This window comes from Marinomonas foliarum (genome assembly GCF_003337275.1).
Taxonomy (GTDB): Bacteria; Pseudomonadota; Gammaproteobacteria; order Pseudomonadales; family Marinomonadaceae; genus Marinomonas; species Marinomonas foliarum.
Genome location: NZ_QPJQ01000013.1, coordinates 67,949 through 94,122 on the forward strand (window position 1 = coordinate 67,949; position 26,174 = coordinate 94,122).

Sequence of the window (26,174 nt, forward strand, 5' to 3'; positions counted from 1 at the left end):
ATGCACGATCTGCGCACGAAAAGTGATCAATCTGCAAGGTTAAGCACCATTTTGACGCTACCAACAAGGGCAAATAATACCAGCTGATGAAGAAGGTAAATTGGCAATGCATAACGCCCCATGAAGCTCAGCATAACAATGATTATATTGTTGGGTGTAGGTAGTTTATGTAGGTGTAAGTAGCCAAGTAGTGGTCCGATTAAGACAACGCCTATCCACGGGAAAGGGAAGACGATATCTAATGTTCTTTCCGGTATGGCAACATATTGGGTAATGGTTGAAAACGCATTAGGAAAAAGCAGCCAATCTGTTGCATGGTAAGCGACAATGATAGTGGCTCCGATAGTGGCTGAGAAAATAGGGTATTTTGCTATGGGTCTGTTGATCAAGGACGCTATAAAAATAAAGTGCAGTATACCAAAGTAAATCCATTGATTAGGCATAGCCAGATAGGTTGCAAGGGAAATGGCTATTGCGGCGATGAAGAGCTTAAGGTCTCGCTTCCAAAAAGAAGGGTTGGCTTTTTTAGTAAACACAAGGTAGGTTGACCAGCCAACAGCAGAAAGAAATAAAGTGAGAATAACGCTGCGGAAATATACCCAGAACGGGTCATAAATAGAGAATTCTACAAATCCAAAATTTCGTAAATCCCAACAGAAATGAAAAATGATCATTAGCAGCACCGCGGTACCACGATATACGTCTAAAAATGCACTGCGTTTTATAGATTCACAAAGGGAGGTGGGTTGCATTGTCATCCAAGGGGAATAATGTAGGTAGTATGTTGCCATCATACCGATACTCATTTTCCAGCTCAAGCCCGCAGGCGCTTATGCCACAGCTGCAGTCTGGGTTGTCTTGGGAAAGAGAAAGCTTAAAGATGTTTGGGCGTGAGGTGTCAGTGCCTCGGCAAGTGGCGTTTATTGCAGATGTGGGTGTTTGTTATCGTTACTCTGGTAAAGATCACTTGGGTTCTGGTTGGCCTGAATGGTTGTTGGCGATTAAAGAAGAAGCAGAGAGCCTTGCTCACCAGTCTTTTAATGCCGTGTTACTTAACTGGTATCAAGACGGTGAGGAGTATATGGGCTGGCATGCGGATGATGAGAAAATATTGGGGCCTGCTCCCGTAGTGGCTATGTTGAGCCTCGGTGCGACGCGTCCTTTTGTGTTTCGGTTAAAAGCAAACCATAGCATTAAGCACAATGTTGAATTGGAGAATGAGAGTTGGCTAATTATGGCTGCTTCAACGCAAGTGTTGTGGCAGCATTCTTTGCCTGTTAGAAAGCGCATCAAAGAGGAGCGAATAAGCTTAACTTTTCGTCTCCTGCTTTGATTCTTACGTTATGGCGCTTTGCGTGTTATCACCCAATCGTTATCGGTTTGCGTGAAGCAAATACGGTCATGAAGTCGGCTTGGTCGTCCTTGCCAGAACTCAATGAAACATGGCTTTAGCACATAGCCGCCCCAGTTTTCTGGGCAGGGAACTTCTTGATCGTTGAATGCTTGTTCTTCTGCATCAAATGCTTTTTGTAGTACGTCACGGCTAGCAATTACAGCGCTTTGTCTAGACGTTCTGGCTGCCAGTTGGCTTCCTCGTGGACGACTTGCAAAGTAGGTTTCTGACGTTTCTCGAGATACTTTTTCTATAGTGCCTTCTATACGAACTTGGCGAGATAGGGCAGGCCAAAAAAAGGTCATACTGGCTTTGTTGTTTTGCGCCAATTGCTGGGCTTTCTCACTGTCGTAGTTTGTGAAGAAAGAAAACCCTGTGCCATTACGTTGTTTTAATAACACTACACGAGAATGTGGCCAACCATCTAATCCAACGGTGCTTAATATCATCGCAGTTGGGTCATCAGGGCAGGATTCAATGGCTTTTTCTAGCCAAACGTCAAACAAGTTCAGTGGGTTATTACCAGCCTGTTCTTCCAAAAGGTCGTCGAATTGGTAGTCACGACGAATAGAATGCAGATCTCTGTTCATGGTTAAATCCGGTAAGTGGTTGTGGTCATAACTTTGGATACTTGCGTCATGATGGCCATAATTGGTTGCGGGAACTCATAACCTCCAGCATCTAGTGCCATGGCTTTGTGTTTTGCTTCATCTATGTGCATTTGCGTTAGTACCGCTATGCTTTTTTCATCTTGCACTGGCAAGGTTGCCATGTGTTTTTGAAGGTGGGCGCAAACTTGATCTTCTGTCGCCGCAACAAACCCTAGGCTGAGTTTGTCGCTAATCAGGCCAGCACCAGCGCCAATCATAAACGATGCTCCATAGAACAATGGGTTCAAAATACTTGGTCTACTGCCTAAGTCATAAAGACGTTGTTCACACCAAACGAGGTGGTCGATTTCTTCGTCAGCAGCGTGTTCCATTTCTTGGCGAACCTTGGCAAGTTTTGCCGTAGTGGCTTGCCCTGCATAGAGTGCCTGTGCGCATACTTCGCCTGTATGGTTTATGCGCATTAGCCCAGATGAATGCTTGCGTTCGCTTTTATCTAATTCGGCTTCTTCTAGTGTATCAGCTGGAGAAGGTCGATGGGCCTTTGCCGTACTTGGCACAAGCGTCTGTAAGGCGCGATCAAGCTGTAATACGGCTTTGTCTAGAAAAGAGATCATTATATTTCCCCTTATTAACCTGGAGGCCATGTCATTGCGCGTCCACCGAGTACATGCATGTGAATGTGGTAAACGGTTTGTCCACCCATTTCGTTGCAGTTCATGACCACTCGATAGCCTGCATCGCTGATACCTTTTTGTTTTGCTATTTTTGCAGCGGTTATTTGCAGTTTCCCAACCACTGGTGCGTCGGCATCAGTTAGGTCGTTTAGTGTACTAATATGGCGTTTCGGGATGACTAGAAAATGAGTCGGCGCTTGAGGCATGATGTCTTCAAAAGCGATGACTTCATCGTCTTCAAATAGCACAGTTGCTGGGATATCCCCTTTTACTATTTTGCAAAATAAACAGTCCATATCATCTCCTTCGTGAGTATTATTCAAGGTTGCTGATGTTGCTTCAAGGTGTTTTGCGCAAAGGATTGATCCGTGACAAAGATGTGTTCTTTAGTCGGTCTCCCTTCTGAATTAACTTAGACAGTTGTTGTTCAAGTTGGCTGTCTAGTTCAGCGCAGGTTAAGAGGCCATCAAAACCTAGCTTTCTAGTGTAGTCGAGCGACATCTTAACATTGTTACTAATCAGCAAGCACTGATCTTCGATGCGCATTAAAGGCATCAGTCTTTGTTGTGTCACGTGGGGGATGTGCCCGCCGTTATCAAACACTAGAATGATGGAGCCGGATTTTCTTTTTTCAGGTAACTCTAAATGCTCTAGCAAGTTTTCCAGAGTTGAGACATGTTCAATTCGATTACTATGACTTTGTAATATCGACAGTGCTTTTTGTAGGTCCTCATCAGGCTGACCAAACAAAATAATATTGAAGTGCTGTTGTTGTGCAAGGTCATTATTTGTTGGGCGAATATGTACACTGATTGGTAACTTAATATTGATACAGCGTTCGCTTTCTAATGTTTTCATCTCGCCATCTAAATAGCGAATAAGCAGCAAAATATAATGCATGCCAAGGTCGAAGCTGCTAGAAGCCTGAATTCTGCTTGGGATAGGGCCGCAACTGATTTCTAATTGCGTAATACCGTCTCTGTTGCTTTCGTGGCGGCTGATATCCAACGTTAAGGTTTGATCTGTAAAGTGTTTGAATTCTTGGACTAGGCTTTCGATCAGGTGTTGTAATATCGTAGCATTTTGAAGTACTTCAACATGATCAGTGTTGTGAGTGTTTAACTCTATTAATGTGTTGTCTTGGTCTAAACGTTGAAGGTTATTATAGATACGATCTATTAGCTGGTTAAGTGGTTGAGGATAAGGCTGCTCCGGTGGTGTGTTGTCTTTTATATCGCTTAATAAGTCGATGCGCTCAATAATGTTTTTAAGGTTATTATTGGCCGTCTGGCTACTTGTTATAAAGGGTTTGACCTCTTTTGATGTCGTAACTTGTTCAAGGTGTGATAACCCGCCACCAAGAATGTTTATTTGACGTCGTAAGCGATTTGAAATATCTGATAGAAAATCCATAACCTCGGTTTGGTTGTATTGGCTTTTTAGCGTGTTCTTTTGGATCAGCGGCGAGGTTTGTACGATCATGCCAGAGAAATGAATCATGGCTTCTAAAATGATGGTGATGGTTAATCCCCATTCAAATAAGACGACACTTGGAATAATGCTATAAACTGATAGGATCCATAGAAAATGTCCTGTGAGCAGAGTTAGCCTCGCGGCTAAGTAGTAGCCAGAAAATGGAATATTCTTAAGAAACGCAATGATAGCGTGTATCGTTAATAGTATTAGTGTGCTCACAACTATGAGAGAAAGCACTTTGATATTTAAGACATTGGGTGTCAGGCTAAAAATAATGGCAAAGATACCGTTAATAGAGCCGACTGCGATTAGGATTTTATCAATGTTAGGCAGGTGCGCTTTGGTGTTCAGATACAGTCTGGAAAAAAATACGATTGCGCATAAGCAGGCGAGTGACGATAGATTATATAAGCGCTCTTGAATATTGCTTTGATTGGGAAAAAACTGCGCGACCTGGTCATGAATGGAAAGGTGCAAAATCACAATGCCGACCAGTAAGAAACTATAAATCAAGTACATCGGATGAGATGTCTTGATGTAAAAGAAAATATTGCACACAAATAAGGTAAACAAGATACCAATCAAAATACCCGTGATAGTTAGCTCTTGCTGGGTGTCTTGGCTTATTCTGGAGAGGGTTTTTAGCTCAATATCAGCATTGATAGGCAAATGGGAAGAGAGCTTAAGATACAGTGTAAAGACAGGTGGCGGGTTGGCTGGAATCGAGAAAATATAATGTGGCGATTTCACTTGTCTGTTGTTGTAGGGTCTTGCACCACCAATTTCTACTTGGACTTGCCCTTTATGTAAAGTAGGTAAATAAATGTCTAGGTACTGAAGTCTTGGGGAGTTTATTTCTAATAAGACTGGGGTGTTGTCGATAGTTCGTATCGCCACATCAGTACGAATCCATACGTTTCCTTCCACCATTCCAAGCTGAAAGTAATCGCTATTAATCGGACGGAATTGCTTGGCGTATTCATCGGATGAAATGTCATCAAGAGAGAGAGCTTTGTTCTTATCGATAAAATATGAGCCAGTTTGGCTGATGTTCGAGACGTCATGGCTATCATCGATGATAGCGATGGAATTAACGCCCCATACAGTGTTGGAGATGCTGAGTATAAATAGTAAAATTAATCGATTAAGCAAAATGCTGGCCTGAGCAGATTCAATAAAGGCTATCATTATTAACTAGATAGGGGATTGAATGCTATATCCAATGTTGGTGGAATATTATGTTTGGTTTAGTTTGCTACTGTTGGGGGTTACTTGGTTTGCCCGACGAGCAACGCCAACCTTGCGAACGAACTTGTTCTACGGCTATGGAATGATTGCTGCTTTAGGCTTTGTTCTAGGGTTAGACTGGGTCGCTGGTGTTATTTTCGGCTTGTTGGTTTTAGAGCTCGGCCGTTTATTCAAAGCGTGGCTAAATAAGAAAGAGAGCCAGCTTAAACAAAAATAAAGTTGGTTTTTTACAGTTCTTAATTAAAGATGAAAAAAAGGCCTCAATAGAGGCCTTTTTAGTATTCAATTATCTGTAGTTTGGAAGATTACTTTTGTTCGCGAGCAATAGCGCGATGGCCAATGTCAGTACGGAAGTAAACTTTTTCCCAAGAGAGTGTGTTTACAACGTCGTATGCGGCAGCTTGTGCTTGTGCAACCGTATCGCCTAGAGCAACAGCGCAAAGTACGCGACCGCCATTAGTGACTGTCTGACCGTCTTTTAGTGCCGTGCCAGCTTGAAAGACTTTTTGTCCTTCAGGAAGTACAGCATCTAAACCAGAGATTACATCACCTTTCGGATAATCGGCAGGATAGCCACCAGCCGCCAGAACAACGCCTAAACTTGCACGAGGGTCCCAATCAGCTTCAACGGTATCTAATTTGCCATTTACTGCAGCCAAACACATTTGTGCCAAGTCAGAGCGTAAGCGCATCATGATAGGTTGTGTTTCTGGATCACCAAAACGACAGTTGTATTCAAGTGTTTTTGGTGTGCCATCTGGTGCGATCATTACGCCTGCGTACAAGAAACCACGGTAACGGTTGCCTTCAGCGTTCATGCCTTTTACAGTTGGCATAATGACTTCGTTCATAATGCGATCATGAATTTCGGGTGTAACAACTGGAGCCGGAGAATAAGCTCCCATGCCGCCAGTATTCGGGCCTTGGTCGCCATTATCACGTGCTTTGTGATCTTGGCTGGTGGCCATTGGTAAAACGGTTTCACCGTCTACCATGCAAATAAAGCTGGCTTCTTCGCCAACTAGGAATTCTTCTATAACAACGCGGCTACCCGCATCGCCAAAAGAATTTCCTTGAAGCATATCTTCAACAGCTTCGATCGCTTCGGCTTCGGTTTGTGCCAAGATAACGCCTTTGCCTGCTGCTAAGCCGTCAGCTTTGACTACAATCGGAGCGCCTTGCTGTTTGATGTAAGCAACAGCTGGTTCGATTTCAGTGAAGTTGCCGTAAGCCGCTGTTGGTATATTGTGGCGAGCTAGGAAATCTTTAGTGAAGGCTTTAGAGCCTTCTAGTTGTGCTGCGGCCGCTGTCGGGCCGAAGATAGCCAAACCTTCTTTTTCAAACTCGTCCACTACACCAATAACCAATGGTGCCTCTGGGCCAACTATCGTCAAGTCGATATTTTCAGCTTTTGCGAAAGCAACAAGATCAGCAATGTCGGTTACGCCGATGTTAACGTTTTCAACTTTTTTTTCAGTTGCTGAGCCGGCATTACCAGGAGCAACGAACACTTTTTCTACTTGGCTGGATTCTGCAGTTTTCCATGCTAGAGCATGTTCACGACCGCCGTTACCAATAATAAGAACTTTCATTATCTAATCCTTTGTATTGCGAGTCAGAGGCCGGAAAAGCCTCTGACAACAAACTAATAAAACGTTGGCCTAATAAACCACGGTTTATTAATGACGGAAATGACGCATACCAGTGAAGACCATCGCCATGCCAGCTTCGTCAGCTGCAGCAATGACTTCTTCATCACGCATAGAGCCGCCAGGCTGAATAACGGCTGTAATGCCAGCTTGAGCAGCAGCATCAATACCATCACGGAATGGGAAGAATGCATCAGATGCCATAACAGAGCCAACCACTTCTAAGCTTTCATCAGCGGCTTTAATTCCAGCGATTTTCGCGCTGTAAACGCGGCTCATTTGGCCTGCACCTACACCAATTGTCTGTTCTGCTTTCGCGTAAACAATAGCATTAGATTTAACGAATTTAGCCACTTTCCAAGCAAACAATAGATCTTTTAACTCAGCTTCGCTAGGTTGGCGCTTAGAAACCACTTTCAAATCAGCTAAAGTGATGTTGCCATCGTCACGGTCTTGAACCAACAAGCCGCCGTTAACACGTTTGTAATCTAGTGCAGCAGGCTTATCTTTTGACCATTGGCCACACTCAAGTAGGCGAACATTTTGCTTAGTCGCCACAATGTCAGACGCTTCTTTACTGACGCTTGGCGCGATAATAACTTCAACGAATTGGCGATCAACAATAGTCTGTGCTGTTTTTGCATCAAGTTCTTGGTTGAATGCAATAATGCCGCCAAAGGCTGATGTTGGGTCTGTTTGGAAGGCTAGATCGTAAGCTTCAAATTGAGTGGCTGCTGTTGCAACGCCACAAGGGTTCGCGTGTTTAACGATAACACAAGCAGGCTTGTCGAAGCTTTTAACGCACTCAAGAGCCGCATTGGTATCCGCGATGTTGTTATAAGACAGCGCTTTACCTTGAATCTGTTTTGCTGTGCTAATAGAAGCTTCTTTAGGATTGGCTTCAACGTAGAAGGCGGCTTTTTGATGAGGGTTTTCACCGTAGCGCATTTCTTCTTGTTTGTTGAATTGTAGGTTAAAGGTGCGAGCGAAATCTTCGCTGCCGCCTGCTACTTTTTTGCCTAGGAAGTTAGCAATGGCACCATCGTAGTGTGATGTGTGTTCGAAGGCTTGAACAGCAAGGTCAAAGCGCTGATCAAACGTTAAACCGCCATCGGCTTTAAGGGAGGCCAAAATGCCTTCGTAGCTAGATGGAGAAACTACGATAGCAACGTCTTTGTGGTTTTTTGCAGCAGAGCGAACCATAGTTGGACCACCGATGTCGATGTTTTCGATCGCCATTGGTAGGTTGCAATCAGGGCGTTCGATCGTTGCTTCGAATGGGTAAAGGTTAACGACCACCATGTCGATTTCTTCGATGCCGTGTTCTTTCATGATGGCGCCGTCGATGTCACGACGACCAAGAATGCCGCCGTGTACTTTAGGGTGTAGGGTTTTCACACGGCCATCCATCATTTCAGGGAAGCCTGTGTAGTCAGACACTTCTGTCGCTTTAACGTTGTTGTCCAATAAAAGACGGTAAGTACCACCGGTTGAAAGAATTTCAACGCCTTGAGCGGCTAATTCGCGTGCAAAATCGACAATGCCTGCTTTGTCGGAAACACTGATCAACGCTCGTTTGATTGGAGTTACTGTATTTTGATTTGCCATCATGGTTCTCGCGGTTAATTTAACACTAAATAAACAAGGGGAAGATAAGACGAAAAAAAGGGCGAATTCGCCCTTTTTTCTTTGTGCTTATAGCATGCCGTATTGCTTTAACTTCTTGCGAAGTGTACCTCGGTTTAACCCAAGGATGGTGGATGCTTTTGTTTGGTTATCCTTTGTGTAGCTCATGACAGACTCTAGCAAAGGCGCCTCAACCTCGGCTAAGACTAACTGATATAAGTCTGTTATTGGCTGCCCATCAAGATGGGCGAAATAGTTTTGTAGGGCTTTTTCAACATTGTCACGTAGGGTTTGTGACTGCTCTGAAGAAGCGGCTTGAAACGTATGTGTATGAGTTTGTTCTACCACAGAATGACCTTCTATTTTTTAAAGCTAACCATGTATTAATGTGTGTTGATCATTATAGAGAAGAGTGATCTAACTCTTCGTTTCTGATGATCATGACATTAATGTGTAAGGTTCGTTTGCCTATTGGCAAACAAAGAACTCTTCCAATTTATCAAGCTGTTCTTGCGTATTATCAATACGATTAAACAAGCTGCGAAATTGTGTTTTATCCGCTAACGTTTGCAAGTACCAACCAACGTGTTTGCGAGCAATACGCACGCCTAAATAGTCACCGTAAAACTGGTGTAAAGCGCTTACGTGGTTAATAACAAGCTGCCTCACCTCAGATAAAGATGGAGGTGTTAACAATTCATTTGTTTGTAAATAATGGTTTATTTCGCGAAAAATCCATGGTCTTCCTTGAGCGGCTCGGCCAATCATAATACCGTCCGCTTGGGTGTAATCTTTCACAAATTTTGCAGACTGCGCGTCTTTGATATCCCCATTGGCAAAAATAGGAATAGTCAAATGATGTTTGATTTCTGCAATTGTGTCGTATTCAACTTGTCCTTGGAATTTGCATTCCCGTGTTCGTCCATGAATTGCTAATGCTTGAATACCAATATCTTCAGCCATTTTTGCTATAGCAAGACCGTTTTTCTGATCGAGACTCCATCCAGTACGAATTTTTAGAGTAACTGGAACAGAAACACTATTTACAACTGATTCCAGTATTTCACGAACCAAGGTTTCATCTTTTAGTAATGCAGAGCCAGCGGCTTTATTGCACACTTTTTTCGCAGGGCAACCCATATTGATATCAATAATTTGAGCGCCAAGTTCAACATTTTGCTGAGCGGCTTCGGCCATCATTGCGGGATCACCACCTGCGATCTGAACGGATCTTGGTGAGACTTCTGCGTCGTGTATTAGACGATGGCGGCTTTTAGTCGAGTTCCACAGGCGAACATCAGAAGTAACCATTTCTGATACGACCAAACCTGCACCTTGGTCATGGCAAAGGCGGCGAAAAGGCAAATCCGTTACTCCAGCCATAGGGGCAAGAATGACAGGTTTGTCAACGCAATATGGGCCAATAGCAAATGCCATGATGTTCCTGAATACTGGATTGAATGTTAAAGATCGTCGACAGTGTCGAGCGGGCGTGAATAATACCTAGGCAATCGTCATTTTTGAAGTCTTGACAGCATAAAAACTGACTATTTTTTGTTCTTTTTTTTAGCTTAGTAGTAAATCAACGCAAAACTAGTAAGAGCGAGTGTCTGCAGAGAAGGATCTAAGCTGATGAGTGACAGCGCGAGCGCCTGGGTCTTGGATCGGAATGACTAGGTGTATAGGAGTATTTGGTGGCATATAGGTGATATCAAGGAAGTCTTTGTGTAAATAATCGCTTGGCGCAAAGAGTCTTGCTGCAACGGGCTGGCCGTTTAAATCGAAAAACTCCAAAGCAATTTTAGGCATAGGTTGTGAAAAATCACTGGTGTTTGTAATTATGGCGTTAACCAGCAAGGTGTTTGGAATAGTGGGATGACTTTGTATTCTGACGTGTTGGATGGTGATAGCGCTGATGTCTTCAAAACCTGGTAGTACGCAGCCAGAGTATGAGCATAAGGTTCGGTAAAGAGATCTGAAATTAGATGAGCGGCTGCCTTCATCAAAAAAGTGCATGGCAATTTGAGCGGTCAACAGTGCTGCTCCAAACAAGGTAGCGAAAAACCATAGCCAAGGGTGAGATTTCTTCTTGCGAGAGGTTTCTTCTGACTCCCCCAGTAGTGGTGCCAAACTTTGTTGGGCAGACAGTTGTTCTAATATAGAATGTTTGTTCTTGATATCAGACGGTCGTGTTTGTTCGGCAGCAGATTGGGCTAGCGAGTGCAGTGCGACCATGTAATCAGGTTCTATATGTGGCTCTGCTGTTTCTGCTTTGGCTGAAGTTGTGGTGCTTTTCGGTGTAGGCTTTTTTGTTTCAACAGTATGAGATGTCGACTTAAGTGCTGCTTCAACTTCTGCTAATTCAACTTCCCATGGTGCAGGATCATCTGCCTTTGGTGGTGCTTCTTTAGTGGTGTTGGCCTCTGCGGCTGTTTTTTTAGAAGTTGAATTGCTTTCTGACTCTTTCTCTTTTTGAGATGGCTCTTTTTTATGGCCAAGAGGGTAGAGGTCTTCATCATCAAATAGAGTGTGTAGCCAATCTGGATTGACGATCTCATCAGCGGGAGTGAATTGCTCTTGGTTTGGATTAGTGTTGCTTTGATCGCGTGGCGCTAATGGCGGAGGTGATAAGTCTGATTGAGCTAAGTTTTCTGCTAGCGCTGTTTCTTTAATTGGTGCTTTGTTTTCTTGGCTGACTTCGCGCTTTTGCGTTCTCTCAGGTTGCTTAAGAATATTGCCCGCGTCGAAAATATGGAAGCATTGCCCACATCGTACTTTCCCCTTGGCCATGCTTAATACCTCGTCGCTAACACGAAATGCAGTAGAACATTTTGGGCATCGAGTGATAAAGCTATTGGCCATGAGGTGTATTTTCCTGTTTAAGCGTTACTAAATGGGTGTTATGCGTGTTTTGTTGCCACAATACGAACCCATTCTTCCTTTTCGGTAATGTCGTCAATCGTAAACCATTCTTGATAAGCTTCAATGACTTCCTGAGCTTGGTTTGCAAGAATACCGGACAATGCTAATCGCCCATTCTTTTTAACCAGTGCTGAAATAGTTGGAGCAAGGTGAGCCAGTGGGCCTGCTAAAATATTTGCTACAACGATATCCGCTTGTAAGTCAGATTCATATGGTGGCAGTTTGACTTCAATTCTACTTGGATCAATCTTGTTGCGTTCTGCATTGGCTTCAGTTGCTTGAACGGCTTGTGGATCTATGTCAATTCCTACCATGTTGGTAGCGCCAAGCAATAAACCTGCAATACCTAAGATACCTGAGCCGCAGCCATAGTCGATAATGGTTTTGTCTTGGCAATCGATGCTGTCTAGCCATTGCAAGCACAACGCCGTTGTAGGGTGTGTGCCTGTACCAAATGCTAAGCCTGGGTCCAGCATTAGTGTTACCGCTTTTGGATCTGGGACTTCTCTCCAGCTAGGGCAAACCCAAAGACGTTCGCCAAATTGGATCGGGTGATAGCTGTCCATCCATTCACGTTCCCAGTCTTTGTCTTCAAGTATCTCTATTTTCATATCGATATCGGATTCATCGATAGAAGTGGCTTTATGTTCAATAGCGGGACGAATATGTTCTATGTCTGCATCGGCTTCAAATAAGCCTGTGACTTTTGTGTTTTTCCAAAGCGGTGTTGTGTTCAGGTCAGGTTCGTAAACCGGATCATCGTGAACGTCTTCAAAGGTGACAACCAAAGCGCCGCAGTCAAGAAGAGTGTCTTCAAAGGCTGGGACATGATCGGGCGTGGTATGGATACAAATTTGAAGCCAAGGCATAAAGTGGAGTCCAACAATAAACAAACAGGAATAGAATAACGAAGCTTGGGGCGAGAGGCGAGAGGAAAATGATTGTCCCTAGTGATTTAGTGACCACTAGGGACAAAACTGCAGTCTTTATAGACCGAGTTTTTTCTCCAAATAATGGATATTAACGCCACCAGCAATGAAGTTAGCATCATTGACTAGGTCTTTTTGAAGCTCAATGTTGGTTTTAATACCATCGATGAATGTTTCATCTAGAGCGCCAGAAAGGCGTTTTAGTGCAGCAGTACGATCCGGTGCATGACAAATGATTTTAGCGATCATGGAGTCATACGTTGGCGGTACCGAGTAGCCGCTGTACAAATGAGAGTCGACACGAACACCCATGCCGCCTGGTGCATGGAAATATTCCACTTTACCTGGGCAAGGCATGAAGGTTTTAGAGTCTTCTGCGTTAATACGAGACTCAACTGCGTGGCCGTTTAACTTAATGTCTTCTTGTTTCAAAGACAGAGGCAAGCCGCTAGCAATACGAAGTTGCTCTTTAACGATGTCTACACCTGTTACCATTTCAGTAACAGGGTGCTCTACTTGAACGCGCGTGTTCATTTCGATGAAGTAGAAGTTACCGTCTTCGTACAAGAATTCGAACGTACCTGCACCGCGATAGTTGATCTTGATACAAGCATCAACACACGCTTTTAGACAAGCTTGGCGAGATTCTTCGTTTAGCATTGGTGCTGGCGCTTCTTCCAATACTTTTTGATGGCGACGTTGCAATGAGCAATCGCGATCGTAAAGGTGGATTGCATTACCTTGTCCGTCAGCCAATACTTGTACTTCGACGTGGCGTGGGTTTTGAAGGAATTTTTCCATGTAAACCGTGCTGTCACCGAAGTAAGAACCTGCTTCAGATTGCGTGATACTGATAGATTTTAGTAGGCTGCCTTCGTTGTGAACAACGCGCATACCACGACCACCACCACCAGCGGCGGCTTTTACGATAACCGGAAAGCCGATCTCATTAGCAATACGGATACACTCTTCAGGATCAGAAGGTACTGGACCGTTTGAGCCTGGAACCGTTGGTACACCGGCTTCTTTCATCGCTTTAATTGCTGAAACTTTGTCACCCATTAGGCGGATGGTTTCAGCTTTAGGGCCGATGAAGGCAAAACCAGAGCGCTCTACTTGCTCTGCGAAATCCGCATTTTCTGCAAGGAAACCGTAGCCTGGGTGAATAGCTGAGGTATCTGTTAATTCCGCAGCGCTGATGATAGCTGGAATATTTAAATAGCTCTGAGCTGATGGATTTGGCCCAATGCAGATAGATTCGTCTGCAAGGCGCACATGTAATAAGTCACGGTCAATCTTAGAGTGAACCGCAACGGTTTTGATACCGAGTTCTTTACACGCACGTAAAATACGTAGCGCGATTTCGCCTCGGTTAGCAATCAATACCTTATCGAGCATGATGAAACCTTTGCGTTGGATTAAATGATAGTAATAAGAGGCTGGTCGAATTCAACTGGCTCGCCGTCTTCAACAAGGATCGCGCCAATTGTACCAGACTTATCTGCTTCAATTTGGTTCATCATTTTCATTGCTTCAACGATACAGATAGTATCGCCAACGTTAACTTTTTGGCCTACTTCGATGAAAGGCTTAGCACCTGGTGCAGAAGACTTGTAGTAAGTGCCGACCATTGGAGAGTTTACAGTGTGACCTGCGATAGCAGCAGGTGCTTCAGGTGCTGCAGTAGGAGCGGCAGCTGGGGCAGCAGGTGCTGACATCATTGGAGCGGCCATCATAGGTGCTTGTACAGGAGCACCACCACGACTAATACGTACAGCTTCTTCGCCTTCTTTAATTTCAATCTCGTAGACGTTTGATTCTTCCAAAAGCTCGATTAGTTTTTTGATTTTACGAATGTCCATGGTTACTCTCTTCTGTCTGAAATTAATGGTTCAGTGATTGTGTGACCCACTGATTATTATAAATTTGTGTATTGCTTGCCTTGTCCAGCAAACAGGGCTTTTATAAAAATATGTAATGTAAAAGCTTGTAACGCGAAATTATCGGTAAAAAGCTTGATATTGTCCAGTTATGCGGCAAAAAAACCAAAAATTGTTTGTGGTGTATGGTTTTTAATCTATAGTAAACCTTGCGTCTGTGTTCTTTTGTTTATGGTTGCAAAATAGCATCTAAGCGGTTGATTAACGAAGACTTTGACGGTTCTCCCATTATGGTTAATGCTTTACGTTCGTTTCCTTGAGGGTCTAAGAAAACCAATGAGGGCGGCCCATATAAATTAAACTTTTTCATCAAGGTTTTGTTGTCCTCTGAATTCGCAGTAACGTCGACTCGTACTAATTGAATATTATTGAGCCTAGGTGCAATATCAGGCGAGGCAAACATATCCTCTAGCACTCTACAGCTAATACACCAGTCAGCGTAAAGGTCTAATACAATTGGTCGAGTGTCTTGATTGGCGACAATGCTATTAAGTTCTTCCAAACTTGTAATGGTTGCGTCAAATAATTTCACTTCTTTTGAATCGGTGGAGGTGGTGACGAGCTTTTTCAAGGGCTGTAAAGGCGAATGACTACCAGTAGCCCCGCCAATGAATTCAATACAGCCCACAACGAATAAAACTAATGCCAAGAACCAACGCACCGGATGAGATGCTAAGAGATGCGCACGGTGAATGAAATAACCACTTATGCCGAGTGCCAGAAAAGCCCAGAGATATAAGTGGCTGTATGTTGGCAGCCAGCGAGTCACTAACCAAATCGAGATGGCAAGCAAGCCAAAGCCCATCATTACTTTGATATCTTGAAGCCATTCGCCGCTTTTAGGTAAGGCTTTAGGGCCAAACAAGCCAACTAATAGTAAGGGTATGCCCATGCCAAGCGCCATAACAAATAGCATTATCGCGCCATACCAAGCATCGCCTTGGCTGCTTATGTAAAGCAAAGCGCCTGCCAGTGGTGCTGAAACGCAAGGGGAAACAATTAAGGTGGCCAACACCCCTGCTAGAAAAATGCTCGCGGTTGATTTCCATACCGATGATGTTTTTTGTCCTGACATTTGAAGGTGTTGCTGCCATGCGCTGGGTAAGCGGATTTCGTAAACACCAAACATGGCCAGAGCCAGTAAGGCAAAAACAATAGCGCTAGACATTAATAGAATAGGGTTTTGTAATTGAGCCTGTATGTTGAACTGAAGACCGAAAATGCCAACCAATCCACCAATAGCAGCATAAGTTAGCGCCATCGCCAGCACATAAATCAAGCTGTAGTAAAAAGCGCCCAACTTCGAATTACGTGTACCAATCACGATGGCGCTGACAATGGGAACCATAGGCAGTACACAAGGCGTGAAAGATAAGAGTAATCCCAACACGAAAACCGCTAGTAGCGTTGTCCAAGTATTGTTTGATCCGAATAATTGGCTAATAGATTTTGCATCAGAAAGAGTTGGTTGATTGGCGGTAGTCTTGCTGTTGGGTTTCTTGTCGTTAATTGTTTTGCTGTTAGTCGATTTATCATTGGAAAGTGCAGCATATTCAGTGCTAATTGCCGGTACAGTGAATTGAATTGGCATGTTTTGCGGTGCGTAACATAAGCCTTTATCTGCACAGCCCTGATACGATAAAACTGCGTTAATCTGTGTTCCTTCAGCTAGTGTAATGTCGTAATAAATAGGCAGAGTAAATTGATCTCGGTAAACGATTACGTCACCATAATAAGCGTCGTGTTTTGCTTCACCTGAGGGAAAAGGGGAAAAGTGCAGTTTATCCGCGTGTTGACCAGACAAGTTAAACTGTTCTTGATATAAATAGTAACCGTCATTAACTTGCCAGTTCGCTATGAATTTTCCATCTTTTGGCTGTGAAACAGATAATTGGAACGCTTGGTCGACGGGTAGAAAAGTGGGCTTTGAAAAAGCAGACGTTGCCCCAAATGTAAAAGCCTGAGTAACGCTGTGGAAAGTCAGTAAGAGCAAAAAAGCAAATAGGCGCATAAATTTACAATCTAATTTCACTAAGGTAAAGGTGAGGTGTAGACTACCAATCAGTCTTTACGTTGCCAATCTCAAGGGGAAACATTGAGTAAAAATCGTATCTTAATTCTCATTCTTGTGCTTTTCATGACAGGTTGCCAGCAAAATGTTAAAACATCAGCTGAAAAGCCACCAATTCCCGAAAAAAAGCAAGATAATGTAGTAGCCGTATCTGCTGGTGTTGACGATAAAAGCACAGTTCAGGATGTTGTTACCACCTCGTCGCCGGCGCAGAGTGTAGAAAAAACATTAACTACATCTGAACAGCTGACACAGCACTTGATTGAAAAAGGTGAAGGTGCCTTAGCTGCTGAACGTTTGCTGACGCCTGTAGAGGACAACGCCAATCTTTATTTTCAGGCGGTACTTGGCCGAGATCCAGGCAACTACCGTGCAATACTAGGTATCTCCACCATTGTAGATGTGTATACGCAATGGGCTTGGGAGTCTGCGCTGCGCCGCGAGTACGCAAGATCCTCGCGTTATATTGATTCAGCTAAGTCGGTAAACCCTGAAGACCCTGCCATAGAAGAAATGACTTCACGTATTAGCGACTTACAAAAAAGACGCGCTCAAGTGGCGAAGGTGAGTAAAAAGCAATCTAGCCAGCCGTTATCAAAAGAAGCGCCAAAACCGCTGACCGAAGGGCAGTATTTATTGCCAAAAACTCTTTTTAGTATGACAGAAGACGAGATAATCTCTCACATTCAGCCTATTATAGATAAAGTGGCGCAAGCAGATCGGCCGCTTGCTATTTACTGGCCAAATGACAAAGAAGCGCGATTGATTTATCAGATTATTAACAGTCGAGTAACAGAATTTCGTGTACGTGCGATGACTTATCATCGTGCAGATTACATGGTTGAATTACAACAAGATTAAGGTAGGTCAATAATGTCGTGGTTAACGAATAAGTTTAAGAGCTTAACGTCCATTATCAACTTTTCAGGCATGGGAAAAATCATAGCGGCTGTCCTCGTGGTTGTTGCAATACTGTTGAGTATTTTAGGTATGTATTGGAGTAGCGAACCGGATCAATTTGATGTGGTCGCAGCAGCCAAAGAAAAAGCCGCAGCGCAAGGCTATTTAAACAACAGTAAAAAGCTAGTGACTGGGTATACCACAGCCAGCACTTTACACAGCATTATCGAAACCTTGCTGGATAAACCAGGTGGTTTTATCAGTAACGATATCATGCCGCCGGGTGTCTTTATGGACAACATGCCTGCATGGGAATTTGGTGCATTAGTACAGTCTCGTGACTTGGCACGTGCATTCCGTAAAGAGTTCAGCCGTTCACAGTCTCAGTCAACAGAAGACGTAAACTTAAAAATCGCCGAACCGCAATTTAACTTTGATACCAGAAGCTGGGCACTGCCTTCTAGTGAAAGTGAATACCGCCGCGGTAATAAAGAATTAATGGAATATTTAGACCGCTTAGCAGGACCAAGCAACAACAAAGCGCAATTCTATGCGCGTGCAGACAACCTTGCTGATTGGTTATCGGATGTTAGTACTCGCCTTGGTAGCTTGTCTCAGCGCTTATCTGCTAGCGTGATTGATGATAAGCCACAATTAGAGTCTGAAGAAAATAGCCGCTACGTACGTACACCTTGGTCAAAAGTCGACGATGTATTTTATGAAGCTCGTGGCACAAGTTGGGCACTTATTCATATACTTCGTGCGATTGAAGTGGACTTTGTCTTCGTACTGCAAGATAAGAATGCGCTGGTAAGCTTACGTCAGATCATTCGTGAGCTAGAAGCCACTCAAGCCAGTATTTGGTCTCCGTTCATCCTAAATGGCAGCGGCTTCGGCGTACTTGCAAACCATTCATTGGTTATGGCGTCCTACGTATCTCGTGCCAATACAGCCATCATCGACTTGCGTCGTTTGCTTGAGCAAGGCTAACCCTTTCGTGTCAAAGAACACCTGCAGCGGCATTCGTTTAGCAAACTTAGACGATGCCCCTGTCATATTAAGCATCTTCCAACATTGTGATCCATTTGCCATCAAGGGGCGCAGGAAACAACACATCAATCTAATCGATGTCATGGATTGGATTGAAAGCATCACTGACACTCATCCCATGCTGGTGCTCGAAGAGCAAGGCAAGGTTATCGCCTGGTGCTCCCTCGAACCCTTCTACGGACTTCCAGCATTTGATGCCGCTAGCGAAATTAGCCTCTATGTCCACCCTGAAGAGCAGGGTAAAGGCGTCGGAACACAGCTTATCCAGTACCTAGAAACTCAACGAACAGAGCTTGGCTTTACACACCTCGTTGCCTACATCTACGCCAGTAATATAGAAAGCCAAAGCTTCTTCAAACGCCAAGGGTTTGAGCAATGGGGACTGCTTCCCAATATTGCCCAGAGCGAACAGGTCAAAGAAGACGTGCTTATTCTTGGAAGAGAGTTTTAGTTTCTTATTCTCTCCCCTTATGTCTTCCAAAGGGTTAGGGTGGGGTTATTCTCTGCTTTGGATTCCATTCAAACGCTTTGTATTCGCAATCTTTTTCCGTTGCTTAAACGCCATAAAGTCGCGCAACTTCGTCGCGTCGAACTGGCGTTATGTGTGATGCCGATTTTTGTAGGGCGAGATGAGGGAGGCACGACCGCTTTCTGTAATATAAGAGCGCCGTTGAAAGCGAAGCTTTCACATGTAGATCGCGCCTTTAGGCCGACAATCAGCTCATTATGACGGTATATCAGTCTATTTTTGAAATAAACGCATTTTTGCGCGTTTAGCCATTTTAAATAAACCAGTTGTGCGCGTTTTGTGCTGGCGATAAGGAAGAAAGTCTCCTAATATCAATGAATAAGGATCCACTGAGCAGAAATAACGCGCTGTGGATAAAAGGAATAACACGAATGCTCGTTTTTCCAGTTTTAGCTTTTGTTAATATCTCTATTAATGGCTTTATGGTCAAAGACTTATACAGATATTAAGAAGGTTTTTGAAATGTGTAAACGCGCATGCGCATTAACAAAATGTTAAACCCAATATCGAGTTCCGAGGCGTACATGTCGTTGCAAATAGATGAAGTGCCGCCTTCAGAGGCACCAATGGACCTCCTTCTTTTGGCAGATCCTTCTGAAGATGCGGTCAAAGAGTACCTGAATCAGTCTAGGTGTTTCGTCGCATATGCCAACGATGTTGTAGTCGGATCTTGTGTCCTCAAGCCGATCGAAGGAGGAATGGTAGAGTTAATGAATATTGCCGTTTCACCATCGAACCAACAGAGCGGAATTGGAACGCGACTTCTGAGAAATGTTATCGACAAAGTAAAAGAGTCAGGTGCAAGGGGTCTAGAGGTCGGAACTGGCACCTTCGGTTACCAACTGACCTTCTATCAACGGCAGGGATTCAGGGTTGCCCGCATTGATAAGGGCTTCTTTTTGAGGAACTATCCAGAACCAATAGTTGAAGATGGAGTTCAGCACAAAGATATGCTCAGGTTGACTCTCGAATTTTGTGGCGACACTTCACAACAACGAACGGTTTAACAATTCAATGCACGCGACAAGCGCGTGATTTGGGCGTTACAAGTCTAAAGTACTTGAGCCCACGCCCTACAAAGTGAAAGCTCCGCTTTCATCGTCAGATCACGCCTCGTTCCTCGTCTCATCAGACCTACGTTCTTTGGGTTCCATTATTGAATTCACCATGAAGTCAGTTCGACGCGACGAAGTTGCGCGACTTTATGGTGTTTCAGAGTCAGTTAAAAATATCCTTTCTAAAAGCATGAGCAACAATCTATGCCTTACGATGTAAATCGTCTTGCTGAATCCAATAACAAACAAAATGGATGAGACGTTTGGGTGATAGCTCGATAAAGCGAATTTTTGGTTACTTTTTGGGCGCTAGCAAAAAGTTATCCGCTCAGTAGAGCGGAAAAAAGCTCCCAGCTAAAAGCCATTGAGAGGAAGCAAATATACTTTAAAAAAACAAAGAAATAACCCCTCCCCTTGGAAGACATAAGGGGAGGGAATAAAGAAGGTTTTGCAAGTTAAAAAGGACAGGCCGCGACGAACGCCACCCAGGCGTTGGTAAACGGGTGCCGAAACTCTAGCCGATAGGCGTGCAGTAACAATCTAGGGTCGTTCTGAAATGCTGGGTCATAGAATTCATCGCCTATTATTGAATGTCCTAGGCTTTGCATGTGGACGCGAAGTTGGTGAGAACGACCAGTAAAGGGTACGAGTCGAACACGGGTAGTGTTGTCTTCGTAGGCCATTTTTTCCCAGTAGGTGATGGAGTCTTTGCTCCATTCGTCTGTACAGATGATTTGTCTGGGTCGATTGGGCCAGTCACAGCGCAGCGGTTTCCGCACTTCGCCTTTCTCACCCAAAAGATGACCGCGCAGCAAGGCGCGGTATTCTTTTTTGACTTCTCTCTCACGAAAATGCGCATACATGCGCTTTTGACATTCGTGGGTTTTCGCCACGAGTATTAAGCCTGAGGTGGCTTCGTCCAAGCGGTGGATAGCAAAGGCTTCGCCAAATAAACATTCTGCTCTATGCAAGATAGAGTCAAGCTTATCTGGGCCGCGACCAGGCACAGATAAGCAGTTAGCAGGTTTGTTTATGACTGCAAACCATTCGTCTTCGTACAATATCTCTAAGCGAGATAGTTCTAAACTCGGCACGGCATCCTGCACAGGATGTTATTCCGGTTTCGTCGTTAAGATAATACGAATCGCATCCAAGCGGATTTGGTGTTCGTCGATACGAGTCAAACCTTCCTGCATGTTGGTTTCAAGGCGTTCAATGTCTTCGTCACGAATGGTGGTGTTGAAGGCTTTTAACTCCACTAGACGTTCGATTTCATTCTGACAGCGATGTTGGTATGACGTTTTCGCTGCGTGAACGATCGGACGCGCTTGGTCTTGAGCATTTAACTGGTGCGCCTGAAGAACTTCAATAAGGTTCTTTCGCAATGCAGCAACCCATTGTTCCGCGACTCGGTTTGGCACGCCTTTCAGTTTTTCTGCCCATTTATCGGCAGTAAATTGCTGATGGAGGAATTTGCCATTGGAGTCAGACAATTGCCACATTGGTGTCATTGGCAGAGATTGCGCCAATTTCAAACGCGGGTGAGCGGTCGCTTCGATGACGAACATACTTTCTACCAATACCGTGCCTTCAGGCAATGCTGCGATTGGTAAGATAGCCGAAGTCAGCTTGCCAGAGTCAAAGCCTTGGACTTCGTCCATAAGCATTGTTATAAGTGGGTGTTCCCAAGTTGCGAACGCCACGTCTTCACGTTGGCTGGCTTGACGGCGATCAAGCATGAGCATTTTACCTTCTTCCTCAATGCCTGGCAGGGCTTCTAGCATCATGTCGGTAGAAGGGCGCAAGAACCAAGCTGCACGATCAGAGTCATCATTCATGCAGTCTGCATAGATGTTAAAGGCGTGAGTGACTTGCTCGATATAATGGTGCAGGCCTTTTGTTGCTTGGTTGTTAATCTGATCGATTAACGCACGGGCTTGTTCTGGACGGCATGAGCTCATTTCTAGCAGGCGATTACGGCCTTCTTCCATCTGTTTTAGCAGCGCTTCGTGATATATGTTGGCTTCTTTAAGAAGATCAGTGTCATCATCTTGACCATGAAGGTAAGCGTGTAAGCTGTCACCAAAAGCTTCTTCAACTTTGTCACCAGAACCGGTAGTGCGGCAGAAGGCATTTAGGGCGTGGTGATACCAGTGGAACAAGCGCTCTTGTACACTTTGTTTGATGTATGGCACGTGGATTTGTACGTCGTTTAGTTGCCCTAGACGATCAAGGCGACCAATGCGCTGTTCTAGTAAATCAGGGTGCTCAGGCAGGTCGTACATGACGATGTGATGGCTGAACTGGAAGTTACGGCCTTCACTGCCGATTTCAGAACATACCAAAATTTGCGCACCGTCTTCGTCTGCGAAATAAGCCGCTGCACGATCTCGGTGGATAAGTGGCATTTGCTCATGGAAATCGGCGCTTTGGAAACCAGCAAAAGTCAGTTGGTCATTTAGCCACTGTGCCATGTCTGCACTGTGACAAATTACTAGGACTTTGTCCGCTTGGCATTCTAGGAATTCCTTAAGCCAAACCCAGCGAGGGTCTTTTTCCCACAAGCCATCGGATACTTCGGTTTCTGGTTGTATGTGACGATTGGCAGATTCGAAGTGTTCATTGTTTTCTAATGGGTAAGAATGAAGGTAACGATCAGGGAAACCACCCACAGCCGCCCGTGTATTACGGAACATTTCACGGCCTGTTCCGTGACGGTCAATCAACCAGCTAATGGCTTCTTTCGCGGCAGCGGTTTGTTCTGCGCCAGATTTGGTGGTTAGATCTTGGAACCAGTCTTTGGCGCTCACTTCAGCGAGGTACGAGCCAAATGCCGCTTTCCAGTCCAATGCTTCAGGTGAGCTGTTTTCTTGGCTAAATGGCAATAAAGATTCAGCCAGTTCAGCGGCTTTTTTAAATTCTCTTTGCTGAGCTAGGTAGTGGTCGAAGTCATGGTAATGATCGGCATCTAAAAGCTGTAGGCGAGAGAAATGTTCACGCTCGCCCGTTTGTTCTGGCGTTGCACTCAATAGCAATAGAGACTCTGTTTGTGCGGCTAAACGAGCAACCACTTGGTAGCCAATGCTCGGTGTTTCTGGGTGCCAAGCGAGGTGATGTGCTTCGTCAACAATAACCATGTCCCATTCAGCGTCTAACATGTGTTGGGTCGCTTTCGGGTGCTGGCTTGCCCACTCGATTGGTGAAATTACGAATGGCTGCTGCTCAAAAGGATTGTCGTCGCCTTCCATGAAGTCTTCGTAGACAGATTCGTTGATCAGTGAGAAAGGCTGATGGAAGCGGCGTAACATCTCAACTAACCACTGATGTTGCAAGTTGGTTGGTGTCAGAATAAGTACGCGCTTACAGAGTCCGTTGAGTAGGCGCTGATGCAAGATCAAACCTGCTTCTAAGGTTTTACCCATCCCAACTTCGTCACACAAAAGTGCACGTGCTTTTGGACGATTGGCTATGTCGTGAGCAAGGTAAATCTGGTGTGGCAGAAGTTCTGCTTTCAAGCCCATTAAGCCGCGTACTGGCGATGCTGCATTGGCTGCTTGGTGTTCAAGTGTATGGCGACGTAGGTCGAACCACATGCGACGAGCGGGCGACAGTGCCAATAAAGAATCAAGCTCGTTCTTGTCGTTACGTGGAAATTGAATGATGGATTCTTCTAACCAATCATCGTCGTCGTTGATACGATATTCGATCAGGTCGTCAATTTCTTCTACTTCCAATACCGTGTAGGTTTCGTCTTGGAAATGAAGTTGGTCACCGACGGTTAGTGTGCGTCGAACAAGACTGGTCTGGTCATTTGAGTATTGACGATCCGCTTCCGCATCCGGGAAGTGCAGGGTAAAAGACTTGTTTTGTGTGTCTACTATCATGCCTACGCCGAGATCAGGCTCGTTGCGGCTACTCCATCTTTGTCCAGTTTGGTACATAGTTATGCGTTGTCCGGTTCAATTAAAGTTAAGCTACCTTGGCATAAATCCGTCAATGCGGTTTTATGTTCAGGCCAAGTACGTTCAATAACAGCAAGATCAATAACGATATTGTCGCTGTATGTTTTATTGGTTATTTCTATATCGCTCTGTTCTAGCCAATATTCAACCTTTCCCAATAAAGGGTAGGCGATTTTTAGCTGAACGGGGCTGCGTGGGTACACATTTTCATATTCTGTTTGCGACAGGGCTTCTTGTACGGCTTGGCTATAGGCTCTGACTAAGCCGCCAGCACCGAGTTTTATACCACCAAAAAAGCGCGTCACGACGACGGTAGTTTCCCCAAAATCGGAATGTTGTAACACATTTAACATGGGTTTACCTGCCGTGCCTTTCGGCTCGCCATCATCACTTTGATCCCATAAATGCGCATTGTTTGGCATACCTGCAATAAAAGCCCAACAATGATGGTTTGCATCAGGGTAACGCTGGCGCATTTCTTCGATAAAAGCCTTTGCTGCATCACGGCCGTTAGTACGGCAAACGGTGGTGATGAACTGGCTATTTTTTATTTCTAGATCAAAGCGTTGCGTGTGTGTTGGGCTTAGGTAGTAATCCATGTAAACTTATCGAAACCTTATTGCGACGGCTTTGCGCGCCAATATCGTATTAAAACAGACATTTAAAATAGCGAGTTTAAATTTATATGACAGATTGGCTTTCGCAATCAGTTTGGGTGTTATCGGGCTTTTGTATCGGCGCGATTCTACTGTCTGGCATTGCTATCGGTATTGTACAGGCTATGCGCCGCCAGTGGCAGCACACACAAGAAAAAATGCAGCAACAAAATGAGGAATTACAGCGTCTTTTAGAGCAATCGAAAGATCAGATCCATTATTTGGAAAAAGAGTCGCTGACTTTGGAGCAACAATTCGCTGCGGCACAAAATGTTTGGCAAGAAAAAGAAGCGTTTTATCGCGAGCAAAAAAAGCAAAATGAAACGGAATTTAAACAAATGGCTCATGAGATTATGAGTCAGCAGGGGCAACAATTGGCGAAAGAGAATGAACGTCAGTTAGGTTCTTTACTAACGCCGCTTGGCTCGCAGATCCAAAAGTTTCAGGAAAGTGTAGAGAAGAGCTATCAAGAAGAAGCCCGTGAACGGTTTTCTTTGGTGAAAGAGATTAAAGGTTTGCAGTTACTGAATCAGAAAATTAGTGATGATGCAGTGAGCTTAACCCATGCTTTAAAAGGTCAAAACAAGCTGCAAGGTGGTTGGGGTGAGGTGATTCTTGAGCGTATTTTAGAGCGTTCTGGGCTAGAAAAGGGTCGTGAGTATGAGACACAAGCGTCTTATCAAACATCGGAAGGTCGACGTCTGCAGCCAGACGTGGTGATTCATCTTCCTGAAGGTAAGCAGATCATTGTTGATTCTAAAATGGTGCTGATCAGTTATTTGGCTTATATGGAAGCGGAAACTGATGAAGATCGAAATCGAGCGTTAAAACAGCATTTGGATGCGGTACGACGCCATATGAAAGAGTTAAGCGCCAAAAATTACCATGATCTGCCGGGTGTGACGTCACTGGATTTTGTGTTGTTGTTTATCCCTATTGAGGCGGCGTTTGGTTTGGCGTTACAGGGCGACAATGGTTTGTTCAGCGAAGCCTTTGAGCACAATATTATTATCGTCGGACCGTCCAATTTATTAGCTACATTACGTACCATTCAAAATATTTGGCGTAACGAAAAACAGAGTCAAAATGCCATTGAAATCGCTCGTCAGGCCGGTGCCATGTACGACAAGTTTTCAGGCTTTGTGCAAGATATGGATGACATAGGTAGTAAATTAGATGCGGTGAGTCGTACTCACGAATCAGCGTTGAAAAAGCTAACCGCAGGGCGAGGAAATCTGGTCGCTAGAGCAGAGAAACTCAAATTGATGGGGGCGAAGACGAGCAAGGCCTTGCCAGTGGAGTATCTCAACGACGATGTTTTTACCGATGAACCTAATGAGTAATTGAATTTTTTCGTGTTTCATCGCTCGTTGTTTTTTGCGTAAATTGTAGATACCATCTCTCCTAATCAGCCTCAAGTTTTTATTTAACTAACTTGAGGCTGATATTCTGTTTGATTCTTAACAACACCAAAACATATTTG

General features: G+C 44.4%; 24 protein-coding genes. 7 read left to right on the forward strand and 17 right to left on the reverse strand.

The annotated features are described in order from the left end of the window. Nucleotides 1-26: 26 nt before the first annotated feature. Nucleotides 27-806: a heparan-alpha-glucosaminide N-acetyltransferase gene (locus tag DFP77_RS08840; RefSeq protein WP_258861100.1), complete on the reverse strand. Its 780-nt coding sequence runs from the start codon at nt 804-806 to the stop codon at nt 27-29. A gap of 26 nt (nt 807-832) precedes the next feature. Between DFP77_RS08840 and DFP77_RS08845 the strand changes: the two genes are divergently transcribed. Next, on the forward strand, nt 833-1,333 hold the full coding sequence (locus tag DFP77_RS08845) for an alpha-ketoglutarate-dependent dioxygenase AlkB family protein (RefSeq protein WP_239544005.1): 501 nt from the start codon (nt 833-835) through the stop codon (nt 1,331-1,333). 8 nt (nt 1,334-1,341) lie between these two features. Here DFP77_RS08845 and pdxH read toward each other — a convergent pair whose 3' ends face one another. The 4 genes from pdxH to DFP77_RS08865 are packed head-to-tail and all read right to left on the reverse strand — an operon-like array spanning nt 1,342 to nt 5,342. Further along, nucleotides 1,342-1,983: a pyridoxamine 5'-phosphate oxidase gene (gene pdxH, locus DFP77_RS08850; RefSeq protein WP_114411926.1), complete on the reverse strand. Its 642-nt coding sequence runs from the start codon at nt 1,981-1,983 to the stop codon at nt 1,342-1,344. 2 nt (nt 1,984-1,985) lie between these two features. After that, nucleotides 1,986-2,618 carry a 2-polyprenyl-3-methyl-6-methoxy-1,4-benzoquinone monooxygenase gene (coq7, locus tag DFP77_RS08855; RefSeq protein WP_181858523.1) on the reverse strand — a complete coding sequence of 211 codons (633 nt, stop codon included), beginning with the start codon at nt 2,616-2,618 and terminating at the stop codon, nt 1,986-1,988. Between the two features lie 14 nt (nt 2,619-2,632). Beyond that, the gene (locus tag DFP77_RS08860) at nt 2,633-2,974 is read right to left on the reverse strand and encodes a histidine triad nucleotide-binding protein (RefSeq protein WP_114411927.1); all 342 of its coding nucleotides are present in this window, start codon (nt 2,972-2,974) and stop codon (nt 2,633-2,635) included. A gap of 43 nt (nt 2,975-3,017) precedes the next feature. Further along, complete coding sequence (locus DFP77_RS08865; protein ID WP_258861101.1) at nt 3,018-5,342, reverse strand: sensor histidine kinase; 2,325 nt, start codon at nt 5,340-5,342, stop codon at nt 3,018-3,020. Between the two features lie 22 nt (nt 5,343-5,364). Here DFP77_RS08865 and DFP77_RS08870 point away from each other — a divergent pair, with 22 nt between their 5' ends. Beyond that, nucleotides 5,365-5,619, forward strand: a complete 255-nt coding sequence (locus tag DFP77_RS08870) for a hypothetical protein (RefSeq protein ID WP_114411928.1) — start codon at nt 5,365-5,367, stop codon at nt 5,617-5,619. An 88-nt stretch (nt 5,620-5,707) separates the two neighbouring features. Here DFP77_RS08870 and purD read toward each other — a convergent pair whose 3' ends face one another. From purD to dsbD, 9 genes are all read right to left on the reverse strand, one after another. Next, entirely contained in the window at nt 5,708-6,994 is a 1,287-nt protein-coding gene (gene purD, locus DFP77_RS08875) for a phosphoribosylamine--glycine ligase (protein WP_114411929.1), read from the reverse strand. A gap of 87 nt (nt 6,995-7,081) precedes the next feature. Next, on the reverse strand, nt 7,082-8,659 hold the full coding sequence (purH, locus tag DFP77_RS08880; RefSeq protein ID WP_114411930.1) for a bifunctional phosphoribosylaminoimidazolecarboxamide formyltransferase/IMP cyclohydrolase: 1,578 nt from the start codon (nt 8,657-8,659) through the stop codon (nt 7,082-7,084). Nucleotides 8,660-8,746: 87 nt separating this feature from the next. Beyond that, the gene (gene fis / locus DFP77_RS08885; protein WP_012070668.1) at nt 8,747-9,025 is read right to left on the reverse strand and encodes a DNA-binding transcriptional regulator Fis; all 279 of its coding nucleotides are present in this window, start codon (nt 9,023-9,025) and stop codon (nt 8,747-8,749) included. A 120-nt stretch (nt 9,026-9,145) separates the two neighbouring features. Next, nucleotides 9,146-10,114 carry a tRNA dihydrouridine synthase DusB gene (dusB, locus tag DFP77_RS08890; RefSeq protein ID WP_114411931.1) on the reverse strand — a complete coding sequence of 323 codons (969 nt, stop codon included), beginning with the start codon at nt 10,112-10,114 and terminating at the stop codon, nt 9,146-9,148. Nucleotides 10,115-10,270: 156 nt separating this feature from the next. Then, entirely contained in the window at nt 10,271-11,539 is a 1,269-nt protein-coding gene (locus DFP77_RS08895) for a zinc-ribbon and DUF3426 domain-containing protein (protein WP_114411932.1), read from the reverse strand. A 38-nt stretch (nt 11,540-11,577) separates the two neighbouring features. Further along, nucleotides 11,578-12,468, reverse strand: coding sequence for a 50S ribosomal protein L11 methyltransferase (prmA, locus tag DFP77_RS08900; RefSeq protein ID WP_114411933.1), 891 nt, complete (start codon nt 12,466-12,468; stop codon nt 11,578-11,580). A gap of 117 nt (nt 12,469-12,585) precedes the next feature. Then, the gene (accC, locus tag DFP77_RS08905) at nt 12,586-13,926 is read right to left on the reverse strand and encodes an acetyl-CoA carboxylase biotin carboxylase subunit (RefSeq protein ID WP_114411934.1); all 1,341 of its coding nucleotides are present in this window, start codon (nt 13,924-13,926) and stop codon (nt 12,586-12,588) included. Between the two features lie 20 nt (nt 13,927-13,946). Continuing rightward, complete coding sequence (gene accB / locus DFP77_RS08910; RefSeq protein ID WP_114411935.1) at nt 13,947-14,390, reverse strand: acetyl-CoA carboxylase biotin carboxyl carrier protein; 444 nt, start codon at nt 14,388-14,390, stop codon at nt 13,947-13,949. Nucleotides 14,391-14,637: 247 nt separating this feature from the next. Beyond that, the gene (gene dsbD, locus DFP77_RS08915; RefSeq protein WP_114411936.1) at nt 14,638-16,479 is read right to left on the reverse strand and encodes a protein-disulfide reductase DsbD; all 1,842 of its coding nucleotides are present in this window, start codon (nt 16,477-16,479) and stop codon (nt 14,638-14,640) included. An 84-nt stretch (nt 16,480-16,563) separates the two neighbouring features. Between dsbD and DFP77_RS08920 the strand changes: the two genes are divergently transcribed. From DFP77_RS08920 to DFP77_RS08935, 4 genes are all read left to right on the forward strand, one after another. Continuing rightward, the gene (locus tag DFP77_RS08920) at nt 16,564-17,400 is read left to right on the forward strand and encodes a hypothetical protein (protein ID WP_114411937.1); all 837 of its coding nucleotides are present in this window, start codon (nt 16,564-16,566) and stop codon (nt 17,398-17,400) included. A gap of 12 nt (nt 17,401-17,412) precedes the next feature. Continuing rightward, nucleotides 17,413-18,429, forward strand: coding sequence for a DUF2333 family protein (locus DFP77_RS08925; protein WP_114411938.1), 1,017 nt, complete (start codon nt 17,413-17,415; stop codon nt 18,427-18,429). A 7-nt stretch (nt 18,430-18,436) separates the two neighbouring features. Continuing rightward, on the forward strand, nt 18,437-18,940 hold the full coding sequence (locus DFP77_RS08930) for a GNAT family N-acetyltransferase (protein WP_258861102.1): 504 nt from the start codon (nt 18,437-18,439) through the stop codon (nt 18,938-18,940). A 602-nt stretch (nt 18,941-19,542) separates the two neighbouring features. Further along, entirely contained in the window at nt 19,543-20,025 is a 483-nt protein-coding gene (locus tag DFP77_RS08935; RefSeq protein ID WP_258861103.1) for a GNAT family N-acetyltransferase, read from the forward strand. Nucleotides 20,026-20,528: 503 nt separating this feature from the next. On the opposite strand, the gene DFP77_RS08940 is transcribed toward DFP77_RS08935, so the two are convergent. The 3 genes from DFP77_RS08940 to DFP77_RS08950 are packed head-to-tail and all read right to left on the reverse strand — an operon-like array spanning nt 20,529 to nt 24,634. Next, nucleotides 20,529-21,179, reverse strand: coding sequence for an RluA family pseudouridine synthase (locus DFP77_RS08940; RefSeq protein ID WP_258861104.1), 651 nt, complete (start codon nt 21,177-21,179; stop codon nt 20,529-20,531). 6 nt (nt 21,180-21,185) lie between these two features. Next, entirely contained in the window at nt 21,186-24,014 is a 2,829-nt protein-coding gene (gene rapA, locus DFP77_RS08945; protein WP_114411939.1) for an RNA polymerase-associated protein RapA, read from the reverse strand. A gap of 2 nt (nt 24,015-24,016) precedes the next feature. Beyond that, nucleotides 24,017-24,634: a YigZ family protein gene (locus DFP77_RS08950; protein WP_114411940.1), complete on the reverse strand. Its 618-nt coding sequence runs from the start codon at nt 24,632-24,634 to the stop codon at nt 24,017-24,019. 86 nt (nt 24,635-24,720) lie between these two features. Here DFP77_RS08950 and DFP77_RS08955 point away from each other — a divergent pair, with 86 nt between their 5' ends. Further along, nucleotides 24,721-26,034, forward strand: a complete 1,314-nt coding sequence (locus tag DFP77_RS08955) for a DNA recombination protein RmuC (RefSeq protein WP_114411941.1) — start codon at nt 24,721-24,723, stop codon at nt 26,032-26,034. The last annotated feature ends 140 nt before the right edge of the window (nt 26,035-26,174 follow it).

Bases quoted from the DNA above. Each gene is read 5' to 3' on its own strand.
- DFP77_RS08840 (WP_258861100.1), bottom strand. From the start codon at position 806: ATGAGTATCGGTATGATGGCAACATACTACCTACATTATTCCCCTTGG.
- DFP77_RS08845 (WP_239544005.1), top strand. From the start codon at position 833: ATGCCACAGCTGCAGTCTGGGTTGTCTTGGGAAAGAGAAAGCTTAAAG.
- pdxH (WP_114411926.1), bottom strand. From the start codon at position 1,983: ATGAACAGAGATCTGCATTCTATTCGTCGTGACTACCAATTCGACGAC.
- coq7 (WP_181858523.1), bottom strand. From the start codon at position 2,618: ATGATCTCTTTTCTAGACAAAGCCGTATTACAGCTTGATCGCGCCTTA.
- DFP77_RS08860 (WP_114411927.1), bottom strand. From the start codon at position 2,974: ATGGACTGTTTATTTTGCAAAATAGTAAAAGGGGATATCCCAGCAACT.
- DFP77_RS08865 (WP_258861101.1), bottom strand. From the start codon at position 5,342: ATGATAGCCTTTATTGAATCTGCTCAGGCCAGCATTTTGCTTAATCGA.
- DFP77_RS08870 (WP_114411928.1), top strand. From the start codon at position 5,365: ATGCTATATCCAATGTTGGTGGAATATTATGTTTGGTTTAGTTTGCTA.
- purD (WP_114411929.1), bottom strand. From the start codon at position 6,994: ATGAAAGTTCTTATTATTGGTAACGGCGGTCGTGAACATGCTCTAGCA.
- purH (WP_114411930.1), bottom strand. From the start codon at position 8,659: ATGGCAAATCAAAATACAGTAACTCCAATCAAACGAGCGTTGATCAGT.
- dusB (WP_114411931.1), bottom strand. From the start codon at position 10,114: ATGGCATTTGCTATTGGCCCATATTGCGTTGACAAACCTGTCATTCTT.
- DFP77_RS08895 (WP_114411932.1), bottom strand. From the start codon at position 11,539: ATGGCCAATAGCTTTATCACTCGATGCCCAAAATGTTCTACTGCATTT.
- prmA (WP_114411933.1), bottom strand. From the start codon at position 12,468: ATGCCTTGGCTTCAAATTTGTATCCATACCACGCCCGATCATGTCCCA.
- accC (WP_114411934.1), bottom strand. From the start codon at position 13,926: ATGCTCGATAAGGTATTGATTGCTAACCGAGGCGAAATCGCGCTACGT.
- accB (WP_114411935.1), bottom strand. From the start codon at position 14,390: ATGGACATTCGTAAAATCAAAAAACTAATCGAGCTTTTGGAAGAATCA.
- dsbD (WP_114411936.1), bottom strand. From the start codon at position 16,479: ATGCGCCTATTTGCTTTTTTGCTCTTACTGACTTTCCACAGCGTTACT.
- DFP77_RS08925 (WP_114411938.1), top strand. From the start codon at position 17,413: ATGTCGTGGTTAACGAATAAGTTTAAGAGCTTAACGTCCATTATCAAC.
- DFP77_RS08935 (WP_258861103.1), top strand. From the start codon at position 19,543: ATGTCGTTGCAAATAGATGAAGTGCCGCCTTCAGAGGCACCAATGGAC.
- rapA (WP_114411939.1), bottom strand. From the start codon at position 24,014: ATGTACCAAACTGGACAAAGATGGAGTAGCCGCAACGAGCCTGATCTC.
- DFP77_RS08950 (WP_114411940.1), bottom strand. From the start codon at position 24,634: ATGGATTACTACCTAAGCCCAACACACACGCAACGCTTTGATCTAGAA.
- DFP77_RS08955 (WP_114411941.1), top strand. From the start codon at position 24,721: ATGACAGATTGGCTTTCGCAATCAGTTTGGGTGTTATCGGGCTTTTGT.